Origin of the sequence: Shewanella sp. GXUN23E (assembly GCF_050865035.1) — a bacterium.
GTDB lineage: Bacteria > Pseudomonadota > Gammaproteobacteria > Enterobacterales > Shewanellaceae > Shewanella.
Genome location: NZ_JBOZWP010000010.1, coordinates 25,810 through 49,554 on the forward strand (window position 1 = coordinate 25,810; position 23,745 = coordinate 49,554).

25 protein-coding genes and 2 tRNA genes are annotated in these 23,745 nt (G+C 49.6%); 15 read left to right on the forward strand and 12 right to left on the reverse strand.

Features of this window, described 5'->3' with window-relative positions; all coding sequences use genetic code 11:
• Window positions 1-5: 5 nt before the first annotated feature.
• From ACRRUX_RS10575 to ACRRUX_RS10595, 5 genes are all read left to right on the forward strand, one after another.
• Entirely contained in the window at window positions 6-746 is a 741-nt protein-coding gene (locus tag ACRRUX_RS10575) for a glycosyltransferase family 2 protein (RefSeq protein WP_432529997.1), read from the forward strand.
• Entirely contained in the window at window positions 743-1,690 is a 948-nt protein-coding gene (locus tag ACRRUX_RS10580) for a UDP-glucose 4-epimerase family protein (RefSeq protein ID WP_432529999.1), read from the forward strand. Before ACRRUX_RS10575 ends, ACRRUX_RS10580 begins: the two co-directional genes overlap by 4 nt.
• Window positions 1,691-1,699: 9 nt before the next feature.
• Complete coding sequence (locus ACRRUX_RS10585; protein ID WP_432530001.1) at window positions 1,700-2,251, forward strand: sugar transferase; 552 nt, start codon at window positions 1,700-1,702, stop codon at window positions 2,249-2,251.
• Between the two features lie 381 nt (window positions 2,252-2,632).
• Window positions 2,633-4,609 carry a polysaccharide biosynthesis protein gene (locus ACRRUX_RS10590; RefSeq protein WP_432530215.1) on the forward strand — a complete coding sequence of 659 codons (1,977 nt, stop codon included), beginning with the start codon at window positions 2,633-2,635 and terminating at the stop codon, window positions 4,607-4,609.
• A 14-nt stretch (window positions 4,610-4,623) separates the two neighbouring features.
• Window positions 4,624-5,790: a nucleotide sugar dehydrogenase gene (locus tag ACRRUX_RS10595; protein WP_432530003.1), complete on the forward strand. Its 1,167-nt coding sequence runs from the start codon at window positions 4,624-4,626 to the stop codon at window positions 5,788-5,790.
• An 89-nt stretch (window positions 5,791-5,879) separates the two neighbouring features.
• On the opposite strand, the gene ACRRUX_RS10600 is transcribed toward ACRRUX_RS10595, so the two are convergent.
• The gene (locus ACRRUX_RS10600; protein WP_432530005.1) at window positions 5,880-6,374 is read right to left on the reverse strand and encodes a copper resistance protein NlpE; all 495 of its coding nucleotides are present in this window, start codon (window positions 6,372-6,374) and stop codon (window positions 5,880-5,882) included.
• A 523-nt stretch (window positions 6,375-6,897) separates the two neighbouring features.
• Between ACRRUX_RS10600 and cysQ the strand changes: the two genes are divergently transcribed.
• From cysQ to ACRRUX_RS10620, 4 genes are all read left to right on the forward strand, one after another.
• Window positions 6,898-7,707 carry a 3'(2'),5'-bisphosphate nucleotidase CysQ gene (gene cysQ / locus ACRRUX_RS10605; RefSeq protein ID WP_432530007.1) on the forward strand — a complete coding sequence of 270 codons (810 nt, stop codon included), beginning with the start codon at window positions 6,898-6,900 and terminating at the stop codon, window positions 7,705-7,707.
• A 99-nt stretch (window positions 7,708-7,806) separates the two neighbouring features.
• On the forward strand, window positions 7,807-8,745 hold the full coding sequence (locus tag ACRRUX_RS10610) for an ROK family protein (RefSeq protein WP_432530009.1): 939 nt from the start codon (window positions 7,807-7,809) through the stop codon (window positions 8,743-8,745).
• Window positions 8,742-9,512 carry a YdcF family protein gene (locus tag ACRRUX_RS10615; RefSeq protein ID WP_432530011.1) on the forward strand — a complete coding sequence of 257 codons (771 nt, stop codon included), beginning with the start codon at window positions 8,742-8,744 and terminating at the stop codon, window positions 9,510-9,512. The genes ACRRUX_RS10610 and ACRRUX_RS10615 overlap by 4 nt, the downstream gene beginning before the upstream one ends.
• Window positions 9,513-9,529: 17 nt before the next feature.
• Complete coding sequence (locus ACRRUX_RS10620) at window positions 9,530-10,192, forward strand: DUF2982 domain-containing protein (RefSeq protein ID WP_432530013.1); 663 nt, start codon at window positions 9,530-9,532, stop codon at window positions 10,190-10,192.
• A 314-nt stretch (window positions 10,193-10,506) separates the two neighbouring features.
• On the opposite strand, the gene ACRRUX_RS10625 is transcribed toward ACRRUX_RS10620, so the two are convergent.
• From ACRRUX_RS10625 to ACRRUX_RS10635, 3 genes are all read right to left on the reverse strand, one after another.
• Complete coding sequence (locus ACRRUX_RS10625; RefSeq protein ID WP_432530015.1) at window positions 10,507-10,920, reverse strand: bactofilin family protein; 414 nt, start codon at window positions 10,918-10,920, stop codon at window positions 10,507-10,509.
• Window positions 10,921-11,156: 236 nt separating this feature from the next.
• Window positions 11,157-11,232 (reverse strand) — tRNA-Thr (locus tag ACRRUX_RS10630).
• A gap of 47 nt (window positions 11,233-11,279) precedes the next feature.
• Window positions 11,280-11,355, reverse strand: a tRNA-Phe gene (locus tag ACRRUX_RS10635).
• Between the two features lie 286 nt (window positions 11,356-11,641).
• Here ACRRUX_RS10635 and ACRRUX_RS10640 point away from each other — a divergent pair.
• Window positions 11,642-11,866 carry a hypothetical protein gene (locus ACRRUX_RS10640; protein ID WP_432530017.1) on the forward strand — a complete coding sequence of 75 codons (225 nt, stop codon included), beginning with the start codon at window positions 11,642-11,644 and terminating at the stop codon, window positions 11,864-11,866.
• Between the two features lie 139 nt (window positions 11,867-12,005).
• Here ACRRUX_RS10640 and ACRRUX_RS10645 read toward each other — a convergent pair whose 3' ends face one another.
• Both ACRRUX_RS10645 and mutY read right to left on the reverse strand, forming a co-directional pair.
• Window positions 12,006-12,281, reverse strand: a complete 276-nt coding sequence (locus ACRRUX_RS10645; protein WP_432530020.1) for an oxidative damage protection protein — start codon at window positions 12,279-12,281, stop codon at window positions 12,006-12,008.
• Window positions 12,282-12,291: 10 nt separating this feature from the next.
• Window positions 12,292-13,359, reverse strand: a complete 1,068-nt coding sequence (gene mutY / locus ACRRUX_RS10650; protein ID WP_432530022.1) for an A/G-specific adenine glycosylase — start codon at window positions 13,357-13,359, stop codon at window positions 12,292-12,294.
• 219 nt (window positions 13,360-13,578) lie between these two features.
• Between mutY and trmB the strand changes: the two genes are divergently transcribed.
• The 5 genes from trmB to ACRRUX_RS10675 all read left to right on the forward strand — a co-directional run bounded on the left by trmB (window position 13,579) and on the right by ACRRUX_RS10675 (window position 17,986).
• Complete coding sequence (gene trmB / locus ACRRUX_RS10655; protein ID WP_432530024.1) at window positions 13,579-14,295, forward strand: tRNA (guanosine(46)-N7)-methyltransferase TrmB; 717 nt, start codon at window positions 13,579-13,581, stop codon at window positions 14,293-14,295.
• An 80-nt stretch (window positions 14,296-14,375) separates the two neighbouring features.
• Window positions 14,376-14,702: a YggL family protein gene (locus tag ACRRUX_RS10660; RefSeq protein ID WP_432530026.1), complete on the forward strand. Its 327-nt coding sequence runs from the start codon at window positions 14,376-14,378 to the stop codon at window positions 14,700-14,702.
• Window positions 14,702-15,616 carry a glutaminase B gene (gene glsB / locus ACRRUX_RS10665; protein ID WP_432530028.1) on the forward strand — a complete coding sequence of 305 codons (915 nt, stop codon included), beginning with the start codon at window positions 14,702-14,704 and terminating at the stop codon, window positions 15,614-15,616. Before ACRRUX_RS10660 ends, glsB begins: the two co-directional genes overlap by 1 nt.
• A gap of 228 nt (window positions 15,617-15,844) precedes the next feature.
• The gene (locus tag ACRRUX_RS10670; RefSeq protein WP_432530030.1) at window positions 15,845-16,627 is read left to right on the forward strand and encodes a YggN family protein; all 783 of its coding nucleotides are present in this window, start codon (window positions 15,845-15,847) and stop codon (window positions 16,625-16,627) included.
• Between the two features lie 417 nt (window positions 16,628-17,044).
• The gene (locus ACRRUX_RS10675) at window positions 17,045-17,986 is read left to right on the forward strand and encodes a LysR family transcriptional regulator (RefSeq protein ID WP_432530032.1); all 942 of its coding nucleotides are present in this window, start codon (window positions 17,045-17,047) and stop codon (window positions 17,984-17,986) included.
• Between the two features lie 275 nt (window positions 17,987-18,261).
• On the opposite strand, the gene ACRRUX_RS10680 is transcribed toward ACRRUX_RS10675, so the two are convergent.
• From ACRRUX_RS10680 to ACRRUX_RS10705, 6 genes are all read right to left on the reverse strand, one after another.
• Entirely contained in the window at window positions 18,262-20,121 is a 1,860-nt protein-coding gene (locus tag ACRRUX_RS10680) for a DUF885 domain-containing protein (RefSeq protein ID WP_432530217.1), read from the reverse strand.
• A 359-nt stretch (window positions 20,122-20,480) separates the two neighbouring features.
• Window positions 20,481-21,635, reverse strand: coding sequence for a radical SAM family heme chaperone HemW (gene hemW / locus ACRRUX_RS10685; RefSeq protein ID WP_432530035.1), 1,155 nt, complete (start codon window positions 21,633-21,635; stop codon window positions 20,481-20,483).
• Window positions 21,632-22,231: an RdgB/HAM1 family non-canonical purine NTP pyrophosphatase gene (gene rdgB / locus ACRRUX_RS10690; RefSeq protein WP_432530037.1), complete on the reverse strand. Its 600-nt coding sequence runs from the start codon at window positions 22,229-22,231 to the stop codon at window positions 21,632-21,634. Before rdgB ends, hemW begins: the two co-directional genes overlap by 4 nt.
• A gap of 120 nt (window positions 22,232-22,351) precedes the next feature.
• Window positions 22,352-22,783 (reverse strand): DUF4426 domain-containing protein, encoded by a 432-nt coding sequence (locus ACRRUX_RS10695; RefSeq protein WP_432530039.1) that lies wholly within the window; start codon window positions 22,781-22,783, stop codon window positions 22,352-22,354.
• A 93-nt stretch (window positions 22,784-22,876) separates the two neighbouring features.
• Entirely contained in the window at window positions 22,877-23,164 is a 288-nt protein-coding gene (gene yggU, locus ACRRUX_RS10700) for a DUF167 family protein YggU (protein ID WP_432530041.1), read from the reverse strand.
• Window positions 23,164-23,712 (reverse strand): YggT family protein, encoded by a 549-nt coding sequence (locus ACRRUX_RS10705; protein ID WP_432530043.1) that lies wholly within the window; start codon window positions 23,710-23,712, stop codon window positions 23,164-23,166. Before ACRRUX_RS10705 ends, yggU begins: the two co-directional genes overlap by 1 nt.
• Window positions 23,713-23,745: the final 33 nt, after the last annotated feature.

The window sequence follows — 23,745 nt, forward strand, 5'->3', positions numbered from 1 at the left end:
TGAAAATGAAAGTATCCATAATTACGGTTTGTTATAACTCCGCGAAAACCATCACGGATACTATCGAATCGGTTAAGAATCAAAAGTATTCAAATATTGAGTTTATTGTTATTGATGGAGGGTCCACTGACACAACCCTTGATATTTTGAGCAAGTATTTGGATGTGGTCGATATTTTGGTATCAGAGAAAGACCAAGGGCTTTATGATGCGATGAATAAAGGCTTAGCGCGGGCAACTGGCGATTTGGTCGGGATCCTGAACTCCGATGATATTCTTGCCAATGATTGCATTATAGAACGTATCGTGCAAGCGGCAGAGGGTGTGGATGGTGTATATGGTGATATTGGATTCTACGATGTCACACTGACAAAAAAAACGCGCCATTATTCCTCAAAGGGGTTTCATAAAGCTAAATTCTCTAGGGGGTTTATGCCCGCCCATCCCTCTTGCTACCTTAAGAGAACACTTATTGAACAGGTTGGTCCTTATAGCCTTGACTTTAAAATTGCGGCAGACTTTGATTTTTTAGTGCGTGCGTTTTCCATTTCAAATTCGACCTTTAGGTATCTACCAGAAGAAGTGGTCAAGATGCGGGAGGGGGGGATAAGTACATCAGGTATATCTGCCAATATCCTATTGAACAGAGAAATCATTAAGTCATGTCGAAGTAACGGCTTACCCTGCTCTTGGCTATCGGTTCTGAGTAAATATCCTGAAAAGATAATGGGATTAATATTCAAATGATCTTAATCACAGGTCCCAATGGCTTCCTTGGACGCCATATCATTAAAAATGTGTCTGATAGAGCGCTCGTCTTATTAGGTAGGGGGAGTGTTAGCAAGTTTCCCCGTTATCCTTATTTTCAAGCTGAAATCAATAGCCAGGATAATTACTCACAAGCTTTAGCTGGTTGTAAAACGGTGATCCATTGTGCAGCTCGTGTTCATGTAATGGATGAGCAGGAAAAGAACCCATTAGCACTTTATCTTGAAACAAATGCAGCAGGAACGCTGAATCTAGCCAGACAAGCAATCGAGGCCGGTGTGAAGCGGTTTATTTTTATCAGCAGTATTAAGGTTAATGGTGAGAGTACGCGACTAAATAAGCCATTTAGCGAAGCTGATCCTCATCGACCAGAGGATGATTACGGCGTATCCAAATCGGAAGCTGAGCAGCTACTGTTAGATGTTGCGAAAGGATCTGAAATGGACGTAGTCATCATACGCCCAACTTTGGTCTATGGGCCTGGTGTCAAGGCTAACTTTGCTTCTTTGATGAATTTGGTTTCTAAAGGTATTTCGCTGCCGTTTGGTTGTATTACGCATAATAAGCGCAGTTTGGTATCGGTTGATAATTTGGTTGATTTGATAATCACCTGTATTGATCATCCCAAAGCGGCTAATCAGGTTTTTTTAGTCTCAGATGACTGTGATGTATCCACATCGCAAATGGTACGTGAAATGGCTTTGGCGCTTGGTAAGTCCACTTGGCAATTGCCCGTGCCCATCTGGTGTTATAAACTTGCCGCCAAATTGTTCAATAAATCAGGCGTTGTTGCTCGATTAACTGGCTCACTTCAGGTTGATATTACCCATACCAAACAAACGTTAGACTGGACGCCCCCGCAAACGCTCCAACAAGGCTTTAAGCAAACCGCTGAGGCTTTTTTACAATCCAAAAAAAAATAGTGGTAACTCATGATCCGTATAATAGATTTTTTAGCAGCCTTTTTCGGTCTGCTGTTTCTGTGGCCTATCTTGTTAGTGGTCATCATTATTGGCTTTTTTGATACCGGCTCGCCAATTTTTGTACAAGAACGCGTGGGGCGGCATAAAAAGCCATTTAAGCTGATTAAGTTTCGCACCATGTCAGTGGATACCCAGTCTGTCGCTTCTCACTTAGTAAGTACGGTTTCCATCACCAAACTCGGTGCCTTTTTGCGTAAAACTAAAATTGATGAGTTGCCACAACTGATTAATGTCGTCAAAGGTGAGATGAGTCTGGTGGGGCCGCGTCCGAATCTGTTCAATCAAACTGATTTGATTTACGAGCGAGAAGCTCTAGGTGTCTACGACGTACTGCCTGGTATTACGGGTCTGGCGCAAGTACAAAACATTGATATGTCTACCCCTGCGTTGCTTGCCAAAACCGATAAGCAAATGATTGACACCCTGACGCTGAAGGATTACTTCCGCTATATTTTGATGACAGCCACCGGCAGTGGTGCCGGTGACGCGGTTAAAAAGTAGATATTCAATATAAACTGTCCCAATAGTGCCTCCCCTTGGACAAGAAGGCTGTCTCTTGATAACTTGTTTTTTATTAATCAATTAAGTTTGTAAATTTTTATCTGAGACAGCCCTTGTGGCAGATTTCGCTAACTGAGACATTTTTTGGTTCAGCTGTTAGGCTTGCTCCAATTTAAAATTTCGTTCTGTTGTCAAGATCATTGTTCCGCATGTTGTTTGGCTAGCGTTCTCTGAGTCATAGAGTATATTTGTTGTTTTTAGTGTTTGGGGGTACCTTTTGAACATTTGCTGTGATTGGTATCTGTTTTGTGAGCAAACCTCTTGACGCTGATCGGCCTGTTAGCTTGTTTGTTGTAAATGAATTATTTGGTGGTGTTAAAAATGGATTTTTTCCAGTTTTTATTTTCGCTTAAGAGACCTCAAAAACGCATGGTCAGTGTTGTGGTAGATTCGATCTTTTTGATTCTGTCATTCTGGTTTGCGTTGCTTGTCCGGGTCGATTCTGTTGAGGTGTTGCTCAGTAGTCAGTATTGGCTGCTTATCGCGTTCGCATGTCCAATCAGTATTGCTGGATTTGTAAAGCTTGGTTTGTATAGAGCGGTGCTTCGTTACCTCGGCAGTCAGGCGCTGACCGCTATAGTCTTTGGGGTTGTCCTTAGTACTATTGCACTTGTAACCGTAGCCTATTTCTTCTCAGTCGATTTACCTCGTACGGTGCCCTTTATCTATGCAGCTTTTGCATTGGTATTTGTGGGTGGTGCCAGAGCGATGATGCGCTCTATGGTCGGCAGTGGACTCAACCGTCGGGGTGAGCCTGTTATCATTTATGGTGCCGGTGTTAGTGGGAGGCAAACTGCTTTGGCGCTTGCGCAGAGCCATGAATATCATCCCGTTGCGTTTGTCGACGATGATGAATCACTTCATGGTACAGTAATTCAGGGCTTACACGTGCACTGTCCTTCTATTATTCGCAAGCTTGTAAAACAAAAGCACGCGACACGTGTATTGCTGGCGATGCCGAGTGCAAGTCGTGCTCGTCGTCAGCAAATTTTGCAGTCTTTAGAACCATTGGCCGTAAAAGTTATGACCTTGCCAGCAATGGCTGATTTGGTCAGTGGGGATAAGCTATTCAGTGACGTAAAGGAAGTAGAGATTGAGGATTTGCTTGGTCGTGACTGTGTAGCTCCCCGAGCTGACTTAATGAAGGCTAACATAACTAACAAGGTCGTTATGGTAACCGGAGCAGGTGGTTCGATTGGTTCTGAGCTTTGTAGACAGATCTTGATACAGAAGCCCCGTAAACTGATTCTATTCGAATTGTCTGAATATGGACTATATTCCATTGATCGTGAATTGCAGGCACGAAAGAACGAGCTTGGTCTGGAGGTTGAAATATTCCCTCTTATGGGGTCAGTTCAGAAAGAGAATCGTGTCCAGGCTGTCATGGAGGCATTTGGTGTTAATACTGTATACCATGCTGCTGCTTACAAGCATGTGCCATTGGTCGAGCATAATGTGGTTGAAGGTGTTCGTAACAACGTATTTGGGACTTGGTATACTGCCAAGGCTGCTATCGCAGCTGGAGTTGATACGTTTGTCTTAATCTCTACTGACAAAGCTGTGCGCCCCACGAATGTGATGGGGACGACCAAACGGATGGCTGAGTTGGTATTGCAGGCATTGTCCAATACTCAGAGGAGCACTCGGTTTTGTATGGTGCGTTTTGGTAATGTGCTTGGTTCAAGTGGTTCAGTCGTTCCGCTGTTTCGCAAACAGATTGCGAATGGGGGGCCTGTGACCGTAACTCATCCTGAGATCACTCGTTTCTTCATGACTATACCAGAAGCATCTCAGTTGGTTATTCAGGCTGGCGCTATGGGGAAAGGTGGTGATGTCTTTGTCCTCGATATGGGGCAGTCAGTAAAAATTGTTGATTTAGCTAAAAAAATGATTCGTCTTAGTGGTTTTGAAGTCAAGGACGAACTTAATCCCGATGGCGACATCGCCATAGAGTTTTCAGGACTCCGTCCCGGGGAAAAGCTATACGAAGAGCTGCTCATCGGTGACGATGTGATGGGTACTGACCATGAAAGAATCATGACAGCAAATGAAGTGCATTTGCCTTGGGATGAATTGCACAAGCTGCTTGGAAAACTCGATATGGCTTGTCATTCTTTTGACCATGAGACAATCAGAGAGTTGTTGCTTGAAGCGCCGACAGGCTTTAGTCCTACTGACGGAATCTGTGACCTGGTTTGGCAGGTTAAGAATTGTCAAAGTATCGAAGCTACTTTATCTGGCAGTGATAAGCCTGAATTATCCGAGAAGCAAAGTAGGGTTATAAGTTTAGTTCCTTAATTGAGGATTTATTTTTGAAAATAGCTGTTGTGGGAACAGGTTATGTAGGTTTATCTAACTCAATGTTGTTGGCGCAACACCATGAGGTTGTTGCGTTAGACATTGTTGCTGAAAAAGTCGATATGCTTAATGATGGCGTTTCGCCAATTATTGATGCTGAGATTTCAGATTTCCTTACGAACAAGGGACTTCATTTTCGAGCTACATTAGATAAGCAAGATGCGTATCATGGGGCTGATTTTGTTGTAGTCGCTACCCCAACTGATTATGATCCTCAGACGAATTATTTTAATACAAAATCTGTAGAAGCGATAATCCGTGATGTACTCGAGATTAATCCAAGTGCAGTTATTGTGATTAAGTCAACAGTGCCTGTTGGATATACCAGGCGTGTTAAAGAAGAGTTCGGTGCTGATAATATCATCTTTTCCCCCGAGTTTTTACGGGAAGGAAAGGCTTTATACGATAACCTGTATCCTTCACGGATTATTGTTGGTGAACGTAGTGAGCGAGCAGAAGTATTTGCTAACTTGTTGGCCGAAGGTGCGGTAAAACAAGATATTCCGATGCTGTTTACTGATTCAACAGAAGCTGAAGCTGTTAAGCTGTTCTCCAATACCTATTTGGCGCTTCGTATCGCTTATTTCAATGAACTGGATACTTACGCAGAGTCCCATGACTTGGATGCCCGGCAAATTATTGAAGGTGTCGGCTTAGACCCTCGCATTGGCAATCATTATAATAATCCTTCTTTCGGTTATGGTGGATATTGTCTACCTAAAGATACCAAGCAGTTGCGTGCCAACTATGCCGATGTGCCTAACAATCTCATCCGCGCCATTGTAGATGCGAACTCAACCCGTAAGGATTTTGTTGCGGATTCAATTCTGAAACGTAATCCAAATCGAGTTGGAATTTATCGCCTGATTATGAAGGCAGGATCTGATAATTTTAGAGCGTCAAGTATCCAGGGGGTTATGAAGCGGATTAAAGCCAAAGGTGTCGAAGTTGTTGTTTATGAGCCTGTGCTCAAAGACGACCAATTTTTTCACTCGAAAGTGATTCGAGACCTTGAGGAGTTTAAAAACAGCTGTGATGTGATCGTTTCTAATCGCATGGTTGAAGAGATCAGTGATGTCGCTGATAAGGTTTACACTCGAGATCTTTTTGGTAGCGATTGATCTGACGTTAAAACATGTTCCTTAGACTGAAAAGCCTGCTACTTGAGCAGGCTTTTTATTGTTCAGATTTGCACTATTGATTGAGTTAATTATTTCTTTAGCAGTCGATAGTGGTCTGCCAGAGGGCCGGTCACTCTGTTACCTGCCTGATCGAGCATAAAGAGTTGGTTTTCTCCTACCTGATATTGATTGCCGTTAGACAGTTTTATTTTGCTGCCATCGGCATCCCAGCTGAATTTTCCTTCCTCATCAAATCTGCCATCCAGTTCACCCATATAATCAGTCAGTAATCGGTATTGGCCATCGGCCTTGAGGATCAGGGTGGTTTTAATGCCTTCACAACTGGCGCAGGGCAGGGTGCCGCGGTAGGAGCCCGGCCAGTCCAAGGACGTTTGACTGGTATCGCCTTTTGCAATCTGAGTTGTTTTGGGTTTATCAGAGGTGGTTGCCTGAGAGGCTACAGGTATGGTCGATGCTTTTTTGTCAGCATAGTTATCTGCAGCGTTGTCTGTGGATTTTTCTTCGCAGGCGGTGATCAGCAAAGCGGAAAAGACGGATACCAGTATCACTGACGATTTCTTCATTTGGCAGTTCTCCAATCGGTCAATGAGCGTCAGTATACGCCTGCCGGGAATGAAGAACACTATCCAGCACTGATGATTTAGGACCGGTGCGAATAATTCCCTGTGTGCTCTGGGAGTTCGGATAGCCTTTAGATGTACGGCGCAGCTTGATGTTAAAGGCTCCAGTTCTTAACAACAGCGGCAACAAAGAGAGGGCAATCAGTCACGCCCTCCAGGGTTTTCGGGTATTTGCGATGGCGCTTTTTCAGCTTTGAAAGGCAACCAGCATTTCTTCATTTGAATACCTAGAACTTGCTTTAGCTCGTCAGCCAGAGTGCTGTAAGGACTTGTTTGTACCCTCGAGAGTCAAAGCGATACAAAGATATGATGAGTAACAGGACTCCACGGTTGATTGATTGATTGATTTCTCATAGCCAAACTTTCGTTTAGTTTTTATTTGGTTATTAAACAGTTGAACAGATTGCTGGCATAATGTCGGCCATTTTGTGACACCCGGATTGATAGAAGGTCATCAGGAGCATTCATGTCCCATACCCGTGTAGATCATCTGCCATTAAGCGCAGAGCAGCTCAGTGCATTGGAGGCGATCGCCCGTGATGCCGGACAGGCGATTATGTCGGTTTATCATGGTGCTGAGCATAGCGGTGAAGTGAACGTGATGCTTAAGGCTGATGCTAGTCCCGTGACCGCAGCGGATCTGGCCAGTCATCAGCTGATTTGTGAGCGACTTGCCGGGGAATTTGCCGGTATTCCGGTGATGTCTGAGGAAGCGGCGGATATTCCCTATGCGATCCGGCAGACCTGGTCGCGTTACTGGTTAATTGATCCGCTGGATGGCACCAAAGAATTTATCAAACGCAATGGCGAATTTACCGTGAATATTGCGCTTATCGATCAAGGGCGTGCGGTTGCCGGCGTGGTGTATGCGCCAGTGCTTGATAAATGCTATATCGGCCAACGGGGAATGGGCGCCTGGCTGACTCATCAGGGATGCCAGCAGCAATTGCCTATGAGTCGCGATAAACGCATCTTACCTGTGGTGGTGGGCAGTCGCTCTCATCCATCAGCTGAACTTGCCGGTTATCTGGATAAATTGGGTGAGCACCAAATGTTGAGCATTGGCAGCTCGCTGAAATTTTGTTTGCTCGCCGAGGGACTAGCAGATCTCTATCCCCGCCTTGGGCCGACCAGTGAATGGGATACCGCTGCAGCGCAGGCAGTGCTGGAGAGCGCCGGTGGTCGGGTTTTGGAGTATGAAACTGGCAAGCCGCTGACGTACAATCGCGGCGACTCAATAATAAATCCCTGGTTTGTTGCCAGTGCACCCGGTTGATAGCCCCCTGTGCAATTGCGTTGGTTTTATGGCAGCGAATAAACGACAAAGAGTATGCGTGTTATATCCGGGGCGCAGAGAACAGATATACAGAACAAGATGAAAATTGGTATTGATTTGGGTGGCACCAAAACCGAGTTGGTGATGCTCAGCGATGACGGCTTGGAAGTCTTTCGTAAGCGGGTGATTTCTGCCAGAACCTATGCCGGCGCACTTGATGTGATGACATCTCTGGTCACTGAGGCAGAGCAAGAAGTTGGTGTTACTGCAACCGTTGGTGTCGGGATCCCGGGTGTGATTTCTCCGGTATCCCATCTGGTGAAAAACGCCAATTCGACCTGGCTTAATGGGCATCCGCTGGACAGCGATTTAACAGCGCGGCTTGGCAGAACGGTAAGAGTTGCTAACGACGCCAATTGTTTTGCGTTGTCGGAGGCAACTGATGGCGCGGGTGCGGGAGCCAATACGGTATTTGGCGTGATTTTGGGGACTGGCTGTGGTGCCGGTTTTGTGACGGGCGGTAAGGTGCATCGCGGTGTAAACGCCGTGGCCGGGGAGTGGGGCCACAATCCCTTGCCCTGGATGACAGAGTCTGAGTTTCGCTCACGTCAGTGTTTTTGTGGCAAGTACGACTGTATCGAAACCTTTATTTCCGGCCCAGCGCTGGTGAGTGATTACCAGGATGCAGATCAGCACAGTCACAATACGCAATTGAACTTGTCTACCGTTTTGCGGGTAGAGGACATCATGGCTCGGCTCGCAGGCGGTGATGCGGTTGCTCAGGCGGTGTTTGAACGCTATATCGACAGGCTTGCCCGTGCGCTTGGTCATGTGATTAATTTGCTGGATCCTGATGTAATTGTCCTTGGTGGCGGAGTTTCTAATATCAGCGCCTTGTATGGTGAACTGGCCAGCCGACTGCCTTCCTGCACAGTGGGTGGTGAGTGCCGCACTCAGGTAGTGCCGAATTTATATGGAGCGTCAAGCGGCGTGCGCGGTGCCGCCTGGCTATGGAATGATGCGGAGGGAATCGCGTGACTTTTTGGCTAAAAAAAATGGTATCTCAGTTGTTGATGCCTATTCCGTTAACTTTATTACTGCTGTTACTGGCATTGCTGCTGTGGCGCCGTGCTGGCAAGCGTTTGGTGATCTTGGCTATGCTGATGCTTGCAGGCTTATCGTCAACGCCGGTCAGTAACTGGCTGACCGGCACGCTGGAGCGGCAGTATCAGGTCAATAACGCTGCTTTGGATACCGGCTGCGTGGTGATGGTGCTGGGCAGTGGTATGGATGACAGTATTCCCGGACCTTTACATCAGTTGTCATCCACTGCGCTTGCAAGACTGACGGAGGGGTTGCGGCAGGTGAGTCTTGGGCCGGATTGCATGCTGGTCACCAGCGGCTGGTCAGGCGAGTTTAATCGCCGCTCTTTTGCGGAAGTGGCTGCTGATGCGGCGACTGAATTGGGGATGCCACCTGAGCGGATTATCCGTTTACCGCTCGCCAAAGATACCATTGAAGAAGCACATTATTTGAAGATGGAAATTGGTGATGTGCCGTTTCGCCTGGTGACATCTGCTGCCCATATGCCCAGAGCCATGACCATATTTGATGATGCCGGGCTGCATCCTCAGCCGGCGCCTACGGATTTTCGAAACCGTAGCGGTCATTGGTGGGTACTCAGTGCTGACAATTTGCAGACCTCTCAGCGGGCCATTCACGAGTGGGTGGGAAGGCTTTGGTTTTTCCTGAGATACCAGCAGGACGAAGAGCATGCCGACGAGCCTAAGGTGCTGCACAAATAGCATTTGGAAACCTGTGTATGAACGAAGCTCTAGCCATTCGGCCTTTCAATAAACGTAACGCCATCAGTTTCACCCTGGCCGGTATTGCTCTGCTGGTGCTGGCATTTTGGCTGTTTGTGGGAGCCCGCGGCCTGTTTGCCCCGGGATTGGTGTGTTTCACTCTGGGGGCTATTGCACTCATCCTGGGGGGGAGCAAGCTGGCTGAGCCTGAGATCAGTTTTGAGTTAACGTCCGATGGTCTCTTGTTTGTGCATCGAAAAGGGCAGTTGGGTATCGCCTGGGACAATATCCAGCGTGTTGATGTCGTGCGTGTAACTCAGGGGATGGAGTTGACTGAGTTGCCCTACGTTGGCGTCAGGCTCAGGCAGCTCAATCCTGTGCTGGACTGCATTTCTCCAAGGCTGGCGACAGGTTTTGTCAGTGAGCAGCGGCCTTTGCTGATGACTGCAGTGGGTCAGTTGGATGAGCTGGACACGCTGGAGCAACAGTTGAGTGCGGAGTTTACCCCTTTGATTATCAATGGAGAGCGTTACCGGGGTGTGCTTGCCATGTTCGGACATCGCTGTGAGCTGTTAAACCGGGCTCTGGGTTATCATATCTACTTGCCGGCAGACAGTCTGGACAGATCTCCTGAGGAGTTTGTCTCTTTGCTGCGGGGATACCTGCAACCCAGACTTTGAAAGTGCAATATTGTTGAATCTACTGGCTTTTACATGTGCTTTTTGAGCGTAGCTGTTGCAGCGATTTCTTCTGGTTGTGAGTGGTAGCTGCGGACCAATGCTAAACAAGTAAGCGCTTGCAGGTTTTTTGCGGGACATACCCGCTGACCTGGATTGCCGCCAGAGATAACTTACATGAGCTGATGCCGGAGCTGTGCCGTATTGCTTCGCTGGATCCTCGGCCATGCAACTAGAACTATATGCCTGAATACACAACACCCCGCAGTTGCGGGGTGTTGTGTATTAAAAAGGACGATAAGCCACTGGCACTGTTTTTAAGCCTGCGCTTCATCCAACTGCATAATTTGCTGCAGTTTCTTCTCGTCAACCAGATGTTTGCTGTCCAGCAATTCAGTGCGCTCCTTGACTCGTACACCGATAAACTGGCCGCCTTCAAAGATTTCCATCTGGCTGCTGGCGACTTCACCTTCCACAGTACCGCTGCCGGTAATGGTCAGCTTTTCACACTGGAGTTTACCTTTGAAGTAGCCGGAGACTTTGATTTCCTGGCAATTGACTTCGCCGGTGATCAGGCCATCAGGTTCGATGGTAATGGTCGATTCTGATGAGACTGTACCGTGAATTTCACCGCCAACCAGTGCATCACCACAAAACACTGACTCGCCGGAGATTTTGGTGCCCTGAGCAATATAAGTTAGCCCCGCCTGAGATTTCTTTTTTCCAAACATAGTTATTATTGGCGTTTGTTATTTTATCTCTTGATGTTACCTGCTCGGTCTAAAGTTACAAGCCTTAAAAATTGACACGCCAGTCATTAATTTGGCAGCAGAGTAGTTTTTTGAAGCTCATGGGGGATGCCCGGAAGGACAGTTCCCAGTAATGGGATTTGTTCGAACTGTACAGATAACTTATTGAGGACAATAACAAACAAGGCCGCCCATTGAGGCAGCCTTGTTTGTTTATATGGTGCCGGCACCAAGAGTCGAACTCGGGACCTACTGATTACAAGTCAGTTGCTCTACCAACTGAGCTATGCCGGCGAAATGTGTTCAACTTAATATCGACACCCACAGGCTCTGATATTAAGTGGTGCCCGAACCCGGAATCGAACCAGGGACACGCGGATTTTCAATCCGCTGCTCTACCAACTGAGCTATTCGGGCAATAGACTTGCGTCTGTCTTCCATTGCCTTACAGCGAATCGAAGTGGGCGTATCTTATCGGGTTCAAATGTACTGCGGCAAGTAATATTTAGCCGGAACGATTTGAATGTTGAATATTTGTCCGCACTTCCTTGTGGTCAGTCCGGCATTATTCATGGGCGAGAATACTGCAGCGGGGCTGTGGTTACTTTAGTCATGCTCAGTCCAGGTGCTGGCTTATTGACAGATTTGCTACGCTTTACAGTGCAGAAAGAAGGATCTGCACGTTGAGTGAGGCGTAAGGCGGATGATGACAGATTCACATGATGACAATTCAGATGCACTCAGAAGGGCGCAGGAAATACTCTCGCAACCATTGACTCTTGAGCTTATCCGCGAGTTTGACGCCTTGACGGATAATGCCAGTGGCGATGTCGCCAACCAGCTTTATGATTTGTGGGAGGCCCTGTATGTCAAAGCGTCAATAGATCCGGTATTGGTCGAGGCCGCAACGGCAGAAGGACTGCTGTAGACAAAACAAAGGCCCTTTGTAAGGGCCTTTGAGTTTGGCAAATGATGCTGTGTGATAGCCTGACATCTGCGCCGGACTTTTGTCAAAATAAGCGAATTATTTTGTCAAACTGTTCGGCGCGCCACAACAGCTACACAAATTAGTCAGCAGCGGGTGGTACATAACCTTCAATTTCCACATCCTGTCCTTTGAACAGGAAAGCTTCCATTTGTTCTTCCAGCAATTTGCGATCGTCCACATTCATCATGTTGAGCTTCTTCTCATTGATGAGCATGGTTTGCTTTTGTTGCCACAAGGCCCAGGCTTCTTTGCTGATACTGTCAAAGATGCGCTTGCCCAGCTCTCCTGGATACAGTTGAAAATCCAGACCTTCTGCTTCTTTCTTCAGATATACGCAGTTGACGGTGCGAGCCATGGTTACTCCTTTAGTTGCCTGCGGTAAGCCCGGCCAGTAATCGCTCGGTAGCGGCGGCCAGACCCACTTTTTCGGGTTGACGAAGGTTATACCAGAGACTGCCGCCGGATTCCATGACTTGCCCGTCACCGCTGTTTCGGGATTGTACCTGCCAGGCCTGAATATCCAGGTGGAAATGGCTGAATGTATGCCTGAACGCATCACACTCAGTCAGCCCGTCAAGTCCCTGAGCCAGCACAAACTCTTGCATGTCGGCCTGGGTATCAAACTGTGGGAAGCACCACAGGCCGCCCCAAATACCGGCAGGTGGACGTTGCTTTAATAGCACCTCATCGCCATTGCGGATGATCAGCATAAAGGCATCGCGGGCCGGGATCTGTTTTTTAGGCTTTTTACCCGGATAGTCTGTCTGTTTTCCCTGACGTTGGGCCTGGCAGTCCCGGGCTACAGGGCAAAGTTCGCATTTGGGCCTGCTGCGGGTACAAATAGTGGCGCCGATATCCATCATGGCCTGATTGTACGCCTGTACATCCTGCTTTGGGGTATAGCGGGTGGTGAGCTGCCAGAGTTGGTTTTCCACCGCTTTTTCTCCTGGCCAGCCGGCGATTGCGCCATGTCTTGCCAGTACCCGTTTTACATTGCCATCCAGAATGGGGTGATGCTGACCCAATGACAGTGACAATACCGCGCCGGCTGTGGAGCGACCAATACCCGGCAATGCCAGCACTTGCTCAAAATCGGTGGGAAACTGTCCATTAAATTGATCGCGGATGACCTGCGCCGCTTTGTGCAGATTGCGGGCCCGGGCGTAATAGCCAAGACCGGTCCAGTAATGCAGAACCTCATCTGTCGGTGCATCGGCCAGGCTCACCACATCAGGAAAGCGGGCCATAAACTTCTGGTAGTAAGGGATGACAGTGGCAACCTGGGTCTGCTGCAGCATGATTTCAGAAATCCATACCCGATACGGCGTTTTCTGCTCTTGCCAAGGCAGGTGTTTACGGCCGAATTGCTCATACCAGCTGATAATCCGCTGGCTGAAAGGGGTAGCTTGTTGGTCACTTGCTTGCTGTGTCATAGTGTTCCGGTTGTGGGTTAAGGCCAAATGCCGGTGCAGTGTAGCCACTGCCTACCTCAGGTACAATAGCCGTGGTTGGCCGGAGGTTTCCCCACTATCTTTGAACGTGTAATTGGCAGGTTTTTTATGAAGCTTTGAGCGAAAAGCTTGCGCTGTGAGGTGAACTTTGGATAATGCCCTTCTTTTGTGTTTTTGGGCGTCAAATCAGGCGAGGCAAGAATGAGCGAAGTGACCACCGCTGAGTTTAATGAAGAAGGCAAATACCTGCGTAAAATCCGCAGTTTTGTATTGAGAGAAGGCCGTCTGACCAAAGGTCAGGAGCAGGCGCTGGAGGAGTACTGGCCATCAATGGGGCTGGACTACACTCCGGATAATATCGACCTGCAGGCGGTATTCGGTCGCGACGCTGACACTGTGCTGGAAATTGGTTTTGGTATGGGAGCTTCGCTGGTGGCCATGGCTGCCGCGGCGCCTGAGCTGAACTTTATCGGTATTGAAGTACACAAGCCGGGGGTTGGCGCCTGTTTGAGTGATGCCGGTAAGGCAGAAGTAACCAATCTGCGCGTTTATCACCACGACGCCATCGAAGTGCTGGAAAACAGCATTCCTGATGGTTCTCTGGCCCGGGTTCAGTTGTTCTTCCCGGATCCTTGGCATAAAAAACGTCACCACAAACGTCGTATTGTACAGGCTGAATTTGCTCAGCTTATCCGCCGCAAACTGAAAGTCGGTGGTGTATTCCATATGGCGACGGACTGGGAAAACTATGCCGAGCATATGCTGGAAGTCATGAGTGGTGCTGAAGGTTACCGTAACCAGTCGGCCAACGGTGATTATGTTCCGCGTCCCGACCATCGTCCGCTGACCAAATTTGAAGCCCGTGGTCACCGTCTGGGTCATGGCGTTTGGGATTTGATGTTTGAGAAAGTAGACTAAGCAGGTTTACACCTCATAATAGTTTTTAGCGGCACCTTTTAGGTGCCGTCAGTTTTTGTCCTGACTATAAAGGAGTCACTATGGCTACAAATCGCAGCCCTCGTCTGCGCAAGAAACTGCGCGTTGATGAATTTCAGGAGTTGGGTTTTGACGTGCACTGGACTTTTGCCGACAGTGTAACTGAAGAGCAAATCGATCAGCTGGTAGACAAATTTATCGATGACGTTATCGAGCCCCGTAATCTGGGGTTCCACGGTGGCGGCCACAAAAGCTGGGAAGGGATTATCGCTACTCAAAAGCTGGGCAAGTGCACCGATGAAGACCGGGAAGCCGTTCTGGCATTCTGGAAGTCACAGCCTGTTGCCAGCGTGGATGTGACTGAGCTGTACGATCTCTGGTGGGATTGATGCCAGAGCCACAACTGCTGGAACAACTGGTAGAGCAGGCCCGGCCTTTGCTGGGCCAGGGCAAGGTGGCCGATTACATCCCCGCACTGGCCAAGGTCAGTGGCAATAAACTCGGCATTGCCGTTACTACTCCTGATGGCGTCACTATTGGCGCCGGGGATTATCTCGAACCTTTCTCTGTCCAGAGTATTTCCAAAGTATTCAGCCTGACGCTGGCGTTGACACTCTATGATGAGAAGGACATCTGGCAACGGGTCGGCAAAGAGCCATCCGGTCACTCCTTTAATTCTCTGGTGCAGGTTGAACTGGAGCGCGGTATTCCCCGCAATCCGTTTATCAACGCCGGTGCACTGGTCATAGCGGATTTATTGCAGGGACGTTTGAGCGCGCCCAAACACAGGATGCTGGAGCTGGTACGTAATTTGAGTGGCAATCCGCTGATCAATTATGACAAAGAGGTAGCCCGCTCTGAGTATGAGCACAGTGCCCGAAATGCCGCCATTGCCTATTTGATGAAGTCATTTGGCAATTTCAAATGCGACGTGGATACCGTGCTGCGCAGTTATTTTCATTATTGTGCATTGCGTATGAGCTGCGCAGATTTGTCCCGGGCCATGATGTATCTGGCCAATCAGGGCCGTTCACTGGCTGGAAAACAACTGATCTCACCAGTGCAGGCCCGACAAATGAACGCCTTGCTGGCGACCTCGGGCCTCTATGATGGTGCCGGAGAGTTTGCCTACCGGGTAGGAATGCCGGGTAAAAGTGGGGTCGGCGGCGGTATTATCGCAGTGATCCCCGGTGATATGTCCGTGTGTGTCTGGTCACCTGCGCTGGACAATCAGGGTAACTCTGTCGCCGGCACCGCCATGCTGGAAGGACTGAGTCAAACCCTCGGACGATCCATTTTCTGAATCATAAACAGAGGCTGTGACCATCTGCGTCATGGCCTCTGTTTATGTCTCTTGCGTTCTGACCAATATCTGATGATTTTCACCACAACCCCGGATATCTGATACAAAGTCATCTCCTCCCTGATTTCCACAATTCCTGCCCAACTCCATGTTTCACTGCGATTTAACAATGTTGGCACGTTGTTGGCATTGCTTGTGTTATACCAACGCGTATTTAAGGACGAAGCCATGAACAGATTTACCAGAATAGTTGCCGCAGCCGCCTTCAGTTGTACCAGTGTTTTTGCTTTCGCCGGTGATGATTGTGACATTTCAATTAATTACGATCTGGTGCTGGAGCCGGATAATTTGCAGGTGATTACGGATGACCAAACCCGCTATCAGTTCAGCGATGGTGAGCTGCGTATTAATGATAAGAAAATTGCGTTGACTGCCGGACAACGGGAGCTGGTTGCTCGTTATGAGCAGCAGGTTGCCACTCAGGTGCCACAGGTTGTGGCGCTGGTAAACGATACTCTGGTGCTGACCGGTGAAGCACTGTCGCTGGCTCTGACGCCCTTGCTGGGTGACAGCAGCAGTGCGCAGCTGGCCGCGCTGATGAACAGGGTTGAGGACAGAATGGCGCTGCTGGCATCACGTAATGGTGATACATATCGTCTCGGAGTATCGGGAACCTCTATCGATGAGGCATTTGGCGAAGAGTTTGAACAGGAAATGGAGCAACTGATTATACAATCAATCGGCTCTATCATGATGAATATTGGTGCCCAGATGCTGCAGGCTGACGGCGATACTCTGGAAGCCAAACTCAATAGCATGAGCGAGAAAATGGACAATATTGGCAACGAGATTGACGCTGCAATGACTCAGCGCGGTGATGCCATTGAAGAGCGTGCCAATGCCATGTGTCAGGATATGAAACAGATTGCCACGCTTGAAGCTCAGTTGCGCCGTGACATTCCACAGCTGGCTGATTTCAGGCTGACAGAGTCAGACAGCCGGAACATGTAATTTTTAAGTGCTTCAAAGCTTCATCTTTTAAACCGGTACTCCCGTTCTGACATTTGGACAATCCAACCCGCTTGCCCCTGCACATCATTGGTGTCAGGGGCTTTTTTTGTTTGCCCTGTCAAAGAAAACTGGCAATAAATCTGTTTGGCAGCGCTATTGTCCAAACAGGAAGTTACTGACTTTTATCTGGTTATCTTAAAACTAGACAGATTGTCTGCTATACTTCCGCCAAAATGTCCACAGTTGGCGAAATTTGAGCAGTAGCCACGGAAAATCCGCTGAGATTTTACTTGTGGTTTGATTGTTCGCCGACTTAACCTGATAGTTTTATATACAGGACCTTTGCCAGGCTCCCGCAGTGGATCCCTGGCGGGGGGAATAATAAAAACAGCTTAGTGAACAGCGAAGGCGATTCCCATGTTAGAACTCTTAGAACCGATAGCTATCTTCACCCATGTGGCCAGGGCAGGAAGCTTCAGTGCCGCCGCCCGACGACTGGGAATTTCCAAATCCAAGGTAAGTACCCAGGTTGCCGATCTTGAGCATAAACTCGGGGTACAGCTTATTCAGCGAACAACCCGCAGCCTGAGTCTGACTGAAGCCGGACATCTGTTGTATGTGCAGGGAGAGGAACTGCTGCGGGACGCCGATCAGGCAGTTGCCAGCGTTCACAATCTCAATGATGCCACCCGCGGGGTGCTCAAGGTGGGGATCTCCCAGTCTTTTGGCACCATGCACATTATTCCGGCATTATCAGAGTTTATGACCACTCACCCGGAGCTGGAGTTGCAGGTCAGTTTGCTGGATCACAAAGTCGATGTGGTCAGTGAAGGTCTGGATCTGCTGCTGACGATGTCCGAGCAATTGCCTCTGGGGATGGTTGCGCGACCGCTGATGAAGTGCCAGTTTATGTTGCTGGCATCTCCCGACTATATCGCCCGTCATGGTGCTCCGGAGCGTCCAGAGCAGCTGGTGGACCATAACTGTTTGGTGTACCACGGCGAATGGCATGAACACAGCGTGTGGCAGTTCCGCAAAGGGGACGACTACTGTGAAATTGGCGTCAATGGTAACTTCCGCGTAGATAACGCGCCCGCGCTCAAGTCTGCGGCCGTGAATGGTCTGGGTGTGGTCTATCTCGCCAGTTATCTGCTTGAAGGCGAAATCGAAAAGGGAACGTTGGTGCCTTTGCTGCGGGACTGGCAGTTGACGCATCATTTGCCTTTGCAGGCGGTTTATCCGCGTCGTAAGCATCTGGCGCCAAAAGTCAGTGCCTTTATCGACTTCATCAAAGACAGAATTGGTGCGCCACCATACTGGGATCAGCCATACGCGGCACTGTATGCTGAACGCAAGTAACAGTTTGGCTTGAGCGTGTGGTGATTAAAGGCCCGGCGGTGATTGTCGTCTGAAACCGACAATTGGCGAGTGTCGGCAGAAAATGTGCTGCCTGTGCTCTGTTGGGCGTTACCACTTTGAATAAAAAAGTCCCGGCACTGTCCGGGACTTTTACTGTCTATTGTTTGAATCCTTAATCTTCCCGGTTGTCAGAACCGTAGGGCAATTCCACGGGATATCTGCGTCCTTGAATCATTTGATCAGAACGGGTTGAGTGACATGACCCTTTATTGACGTCATCCACCCTTGACTTCATCTACCCACAGGTTGACTTGCTCCTCCAGTACATCCAGAGGCAGCGGGCCATTTTTCAACAGCAATGTGTGAAAGTCCCGGATATCAAAGTTGTCTCCCAGCTGGGTCTTTGCCTGCTCGCGCAATTGCAGAATCTTTATCATACCCACTTTGTACGCTGTGGCCTGGGAAGGCATCACTATGTGCCGTTCGACCATTTTGACGGCGTCTGATTCGGCATTCGGGGTGTTCTGTACATAGTAGGCAATTCCCTGTTCCCGGGTCCATTGCTGGCTGTGAATACCGGTATCCACGACCAGGCGGCAGGCGCGCCACAGTTCCATTGCCAGGCGTCCGAAGTCCGAGTAGGGATCCTGATACAGTCCCATCTCCTTGGGAAACAGCTCAGTATATAAGCCCCAGCCTTCGATGTAGGCGGTGTAACCTCCAAAGCGGCGGAATTTGGGGATACCCTCCAGCTCCTGAGCGATGGCAATTTGCATATGATGCCCAGGCAAGCCTTCGTGGTAGGCTAAGGCCTCTGCCTGGTAGCTCGGCATGGCTTTCATGTCGTACAGATTGGCGTAATAGGTTCCCGGACGGGAGCCATCCGGAGACGGTTGGCTGTAAAAGGCTTTGCCGGCCGACTTTTCCCGGAACGCTTCCACCGGCTTAACGATAAGGCCTGCCCTGGGCTTGATACGAAATACTTCATCCAGACGGGCATTCATGTTGTCTATGTAGGCTTTGGCTTTGGCAATGTACGCATCCCTTCCGGCCTGAGTGTCAGGATAGTAGAACCTTGGGTCATCACGCATAAACGCGAAAAAGGCCTGCAAATCGCCTTCAAAGCCCACTTTCTTCATGATGGCACGCATTTCATCATGGATACGTGCCACTTCCTGCAAGCCGAGTTGGTGGATTTCATCTGCACTCAGGTCGGTGGTATTGGTTTGCTGCAGTGCGTTTTCATAAAACTCATCACCCTGAGGCAGTTTCCATACACCATCACGGGTATCAGCCCTGGCCTGCAATTCGCTGACATAGCCGATAAGCGATTGATAAGCCGGTGCGACATATTGCAGCAGCGCAGCGTTGGCTTTGGCTATCAGTTCAAGTTTTTGCTGTTCGCTGATCGCCAGCTTGTTGACCTTACTTTTGAAATCGGCCAGCAGAGTTGAATCTTCACCGGCTTCAAACGGCATGCCGCGGATGATGTTGCGGCTATCAGACAACACATGATTGAACACGAATGCGGGAGCGATAATACCCCGATCAGCTTTCAGCTTGAGATCGGCATTGAGCTGTGCAAAACGTTGCTTAATGCCCTGCAGGCGACTGATGTAGGCTTCGGCATCCTCAAGGCTGTCAATGGCATGTTGATTGATAAGCAGCGCCGGAGTGGTGGAGTGGACGCCATACATCTGGTTTACCGGATAGTTATGGTGGCGCCACCTGAAATTGGCTATTTGCTGCTCCAGTCCCTGTTTGGCCAGGTTGTAACTGATGCGGGTTTGACTATCCAGCAAAGCAGGATTGAGGCTGCCAAGTTGAATAAGCTGTTGTTTGGCGCGCTGCAGATCCCGCTGCCGGGCTGACTCGCTGATCTCATCCCATTTGCCATAGTCCTGCTTGATGCCCAGATAGGTTTGAGTGATGGGACTGGCCATCACATTTTCCATAAACATGGCTTCAAACATGGCATTGGCCCGCTCGGACTCGGCATGAATACTGTCAGCACTGACATTTGTGCTGGCATGGCCGGAGACGGTTGAATCGGGATTGGGGGCTGTGGCACAGGCTGACAGCAGTACAGCAGAGAGGGCAGCGGCAACCAGTGTCTTTGTCGTTTTCATTGTCAGGCTCCTTGAACAAGTCTGTGCAACATCCTAAAGCAGCCTGTGTGAAATTCATGTTCTTTTTGTTAATGAATGTTTCCTGCCCGCGGCTTTAATTGATTTTCTCTCTGTCAACCGATTTGCCGGGCGGATGGGGCGGACAGGGGATGCGGGGGCTGACTTATCGGGTTAACCGCTGTGGGGGTTCTTTAACGTAAGGCCAATACGAGGCGCACTGATAGGAGATGGACGGATAGGTGAAGGATATGAGGCGGGAATTACGCAACCAGCATGATCGGGCAATTCCCGTCGTGAATGAGCCCGGCAGGAACGTCATTAACCGGACGCTCATGCCGGAGCGGCACATCGCTCCGGCACGGATTTCAGCAAAACTGAGACAGCAGGTCGTTAACGAAGAAGTGTCCCTTGTCAGTCAACGTCCAGTGAGTGTCTGATACAGTGACCAGACCACGCTCAGCACCCCGTGCCATACCTTCAGCGACTTCCTCTGCCGCAACTCCGGTTCTGGCCTCAAACTCAGCCTTGGGAATTGGCGACATCAGACGCAGGCGATTCATCAGATACTCCAGCGCTCGGTCTTCCCGCTCAACCTCTGCCGTGTCGAAGGTGTATTGCTCAGCGTCCAGATAACCTTTGGGGTGCTTGATTTTCACTGTACGCACTATGCGGTCTGATTCCGGCAGCGTGACTTTGCCATGAGCGCCACAGCCGATGCCCAAATAGTCGCCAAATTGCCAGTAATTGAGGTTATGGCGACATTGAAAACCGGGTTTGGCATAGGCGGATATTTCGTATTGCTGATATCCCAGGTCGCTCAGGCGTTGCTGTCCCTGACGGTAGATCTCCCACAACGCTTCGTCATCCGGTAGCTGAGGCGGCCGGGAATGAAACAGGGTGTTGGGTTCTATCGTCAGTTGGTACCAGGACAGGTGCGGCGGCTGGAAAGAGGCCGCAGTGTCGATATCGGCCAGTGCCTGCTCCAGCGTTTGATTGGGCAGCCCGTGCATCAGATCGAGGTTAAAGCTCTGATATCCTGCAGTGGCGGCGCGTTTGGCCGCCGTTTGTGCCTCATCCCGGTCATGAATACGGCCCAGCAGGTTTAATTTGTCCGAGGCGAAACTCTGCACACCAATGGATAAACGTGTGATACCTGCTGCCCGGTACGCGGCGAAGTCGTCGTGCTCCAGCGTACCCGGATTGGCTTCCATGGTGATTTCGATGTTGTCGGCAAAAGGGATACGCGCGGCAATGCCATCAAGCAAGTGCTTGATATGTTTTGCATCAAACAGTGATGGCGTGCCACCGCCGATGAAAATCGAGTGCAGAGTGCGGCCCTGGACATAGTGCAGATCCTGCTGCAAATCATCAAGCAGAGCCTCAACGTACTGTGCCTGGGGCAGTTCCCCCTGTTGACCGTGGGAGTTGAAGTCGCAATAGGGACATTTCTGCACACACCAGGGGATGTGTACATACAGGCTCAGTGGCGGCAGCTGCAGTGGCAAAGTCAGGGTATTCAAACCAGCAATCCTTTGTCGGACAGGGCGTTAACCAGTAATGCCAGTGCTTTGCCGCGGTGACTGACGGCATTTTTCTCCTCGCCTGACATTTCAGCCGCAGAGCGCTGTTCATGTTCAGGGATAAAAATAGGGTCATAGCCGTGGCCATTGTCGCCAGTAGCCGTCAGGGCAATCTGACCTTCCCAGCTGGCCTGACAGATGACCGGAGTCGGGTCTTTGGCGTGGCGCATGTAAACCAGTACACACTGGAAACGGGCTGAGCGCTGTTCAACGCCTGCCAGTGCCTGCAGCAATTTTTGATAGTTTTTCACATCGGTAGCGCCTTCACCGCTGTAGCGGGCTGAATAGATCCCAGGCGCGCCGTCCAGCACATCCACTTCCAGACCTGAATCGTCGGCAATGGCTGGCAGCCCGGTGATCTGCGCGGCGTGGCGGGCCTTGATGATGGCATTCTCAACAAAGGTGGTACCTGTCTCTGCCACATCTGCTACATCAAACTGACTTTGAGGCAGTACTTCGACCTGGAAGTCCTTGAGCATCTGTGCAAATTCGTTGAGTTTTCCTTTATTGCCGCTGGCGAGCACTATCTGTTTCATGGGAGATCCCTGACTGACGTAAAAGTGGCAGCATGATACCCAATCCGCGGCCTTCAGGGTAGCGGCCCGATGGCAATAAAAAACGGCGCCGGGGCGCCGTTCTGTCGCTGCAGTAACAGATCAATCCGTGAAAAAGCTCTGCTTGAATTTGAGCGTGGTGTTCAACTGACGTCCGTGTTTGATGCCAATTTGAAAGTGAATCGTCTCGTCATTGCGATAGGGCACCTCGGCGATGTAATAAACTGCCTTGCCTTCGCGGATTTCCCTGAATTTCAGATTGATGCTGCTGTCCAGCAGATTTTTGGCTACGCCGGTTATCTCCACCGGAACGCCGGGGGAATCCTTTTCATTGGCATGCAGAACGGAAATATTGACCACACCCGTGTAGTTGCTGCGCTGCAGGCCATAAGCCTTGGCGATGGACGGAGTCAGAAAGGTACTGCCAAATGCCTGATAATGAATGACGTAATCACCCACAGTTTGTTGATCCGCACTGACTGGAAAACACAACGCAAGTGTGAGCAGGCCAAGTGCCTTGAAAAATCGATTCATACTGAATACCTCTGCAGGGGCGGAGGCATCAGTATAAAAGCTGTTAACTATGTTAACCAGCAGATTTGCAGCTCTGTCATTCGGGGCTGAACATCAGAGCAGCGCCTCAATATCTTCGGGAATAATCTTTGGAGATGGGATAAGAACCTGCTTGTGCCGGCCCAATTCCCCGCGGACGATAGCTATCTCACCTTTGGGAACCTTAAACAACTTGGACAGGTATTTGGTCAGATGTGCATTGGCTTTGCCGTCGATGGGCGGTGCGGTGATGGCAACTTTCAGTTCATCTCCGTGCAGGCCGACAATCTGATCCCGACTGGCCTTGGGCTGAATATACAGATTCAGCAGCAGGTCGCCCTGCTGCATCGCGACTGCTGCCATCAGATGATGCCCCAGTATGGGACATACTGAGCCAGCAGAATATTGAGGAAGTTCATACCGATAAGTACCACCATCACGGACAGATCCAGCCCACCGATGGGCGGAATAATGCGGCGTACCGGTGCCATGACAGGTTCAGTCAGTTGCTCCATGATCATCACAATAGGGTTGTAGCCCTGATTAAACCAGCTGAGAATCGCCCGGATAATCAGCATCCAGAACAGTAGTGAACCAGCCTTCTTAACCACGGTCACCAACGCCATTACCAGCATGGGGATGGGTTCAAAGGCGGCACCGGCAATCAGATAGAGCACGACCAGTTTGGCAATAACCACCAGCACAGCCAGCATAACCGACGCTGTGTCCACACTGCCCATGGCAGGCAGAACCCGGCGCATCGGTGCCACCAGTGGGTGAGTGGCCTTGACCACAAACTGGCTCAATGGATTGTAAAAGTCAGCTTTCGCCAACTGCAGCCATATACGCAGGATCACCACCATCAGGTAGAGATCGAACAGAGTATTAACTAAGAAACTCATTGCATTCATGCAGTTATTTACCTTCTATAAATCTGCCTGGAG

Excerpts from the sequence above, each read along its gene's own strand:
- ACRRUX_RS10575 (WP_432529997.1), top strand. The coding sequence starts at position 6 with ATGAAAGTATCCATAATTACGGTTTGTTATAACTCCGCGAAAACCATC.
- ACRRUX_RS10580 (WP_432529999.1), top strand. The coding sequence starts at position 743 with ATGATCTTAATCACAGGTCCCAATGGCTTCCTTGGACGCCATATCATT.
- ACRRUX_RS10585 (WP_432530001.1), top strand. The coding sequence starts at position 1,700 with ATGATCCGTATAATAGATTTTTTAGCAGCCTTTTTCGGTCTGCTGTTT.
- ACRRUX_RS10590 (WP_432530215.1), top strand. The coding sequence starts at position 2,633 with ATGGATTTTTTCCAGTTTTTATTTTCGCTTAAGAGACCTCAAAAACGC.
- ACRRUX_RS10600 (WP_432530005.1), bottom strand. The coding sequence starts at position 6,374 with ATGAAGAAATCGTCAGTGATACTGGTATCCGTCTTTTCCGCTTTGCTG.
- cysQ (WP_432530007.1), top strand. The coding sequence starts at position 6,898 with ATGTCCCATACCCGTGTAGATCATCTGCCATTAAGCGCAGAGCAGCTC.
- ACRRUX_RS10610 (WP_432530009.1), top strand. The coding sequence starts at position 7,807 with ATGAAAATTGGTATTGATTTGGGTGGCACCAAAACCGAGTTGGTGATG.
- ACRRUX_RS10620 (WP_432530013.1), top strand. The coding sequence starts at position 9,530 with ATGAACGAAGCTCTAGCCATTCGGCCTTTCAATAAACGTAACGCCATC.
- ACRRUX_RS10625 (WP_432530015.1), bottom strand. The coding sequence starts at position 10,920 with ATGTTTGGAAAAAAGAAATCTCAGGCGGGGCTAACTTATATTGCTCAG.
- ACRRUX_RS10640 (WP_432530017.1), top strand. The coding sequence starts at position 11,642 with ATGATGACAGATTCACATGATGACAATTCAGATGCACTCAGAAGGGCG.
- ACRRUX_RS10645 (WP_432530020.1), bottom strand. The coding sequence starts at position 12,281 with ATGGCTCGCACCGTCAACTGCGTATATCTGAAGAAAGAAGCAGAAGGT.
- mutY (WP_432530022.1), bottom strand. The coding sequence starts at position 13,359 with ATGACACAGCAAGCAAGTGACCAACAAGCTACCCCTTTCAGCCAGCGG.
- trmB (WP_432530024.1), top strand. The coding sequence starts at position 13,579 with ATGAGCGAAGTGACCACCGCTGAGTTTAATGAAGAAGGCAAATACCTG.
- ACRRUX_RS10660 (WP_432530026.1), top strand. The coding sequence starts at position 14,376 with ATGGCTACAAATCGCAGCCCTCGTCTGCGCAAGAAACTGCGCGTTGAT.
- glsB (WP_432530028.1), top strand. The coding sequence starts at position 14,702 with ATGCCAGAGCCACAACTGCTGGAACAACTGGTAGAGCAGGCCCGGCCT.
- ACRRUX_RS10670 (WP_432530030.1), top strand. The coding sequence starts at position 15,845 with ATGAACAGATTTACCAGAATAGTTGCCGCAGCCGCCTTCAGTTGTACC.
- ACRRUX_RS10675 (WP_432530032.1), top strand. The coding sequence starts at position 17,045 with ATGTTAGAACTCTTAGAACCGATAGCTATCTTCACCCATGTGGCCAGG.
- rdgB (WP_432530037.1), bottom strand. The coding sequence starts at position 22,231 with ATGAAACAGATAGTGCTCGCCAGCGGCAATAAAGGAAAACTCAACGAA.
- ACRRUX_RS10695 (WP_432530039.1), bottom strand. The coding sequence starts at position 22,783 with ATGAATCGATTTTTCAAGGCACTTGGCCTGCTCACACTTGCGTTGTGT.
- yggU (WP_432530041.1), bottom strand. The coding sequence starts at position 23,164 with ATGGCAGCAGTCGCGATGCAGCAGGGCGACCTGCTGCTGAATCTGTAT.
- ACRRUX_RS10705 (WP_432530043.1), bottom strand. The coding sequence starts at position 23,712 with ATGAATGCAATGAGTTTCTTAGTTAATACTCTGTTCGATCTCTACCTG.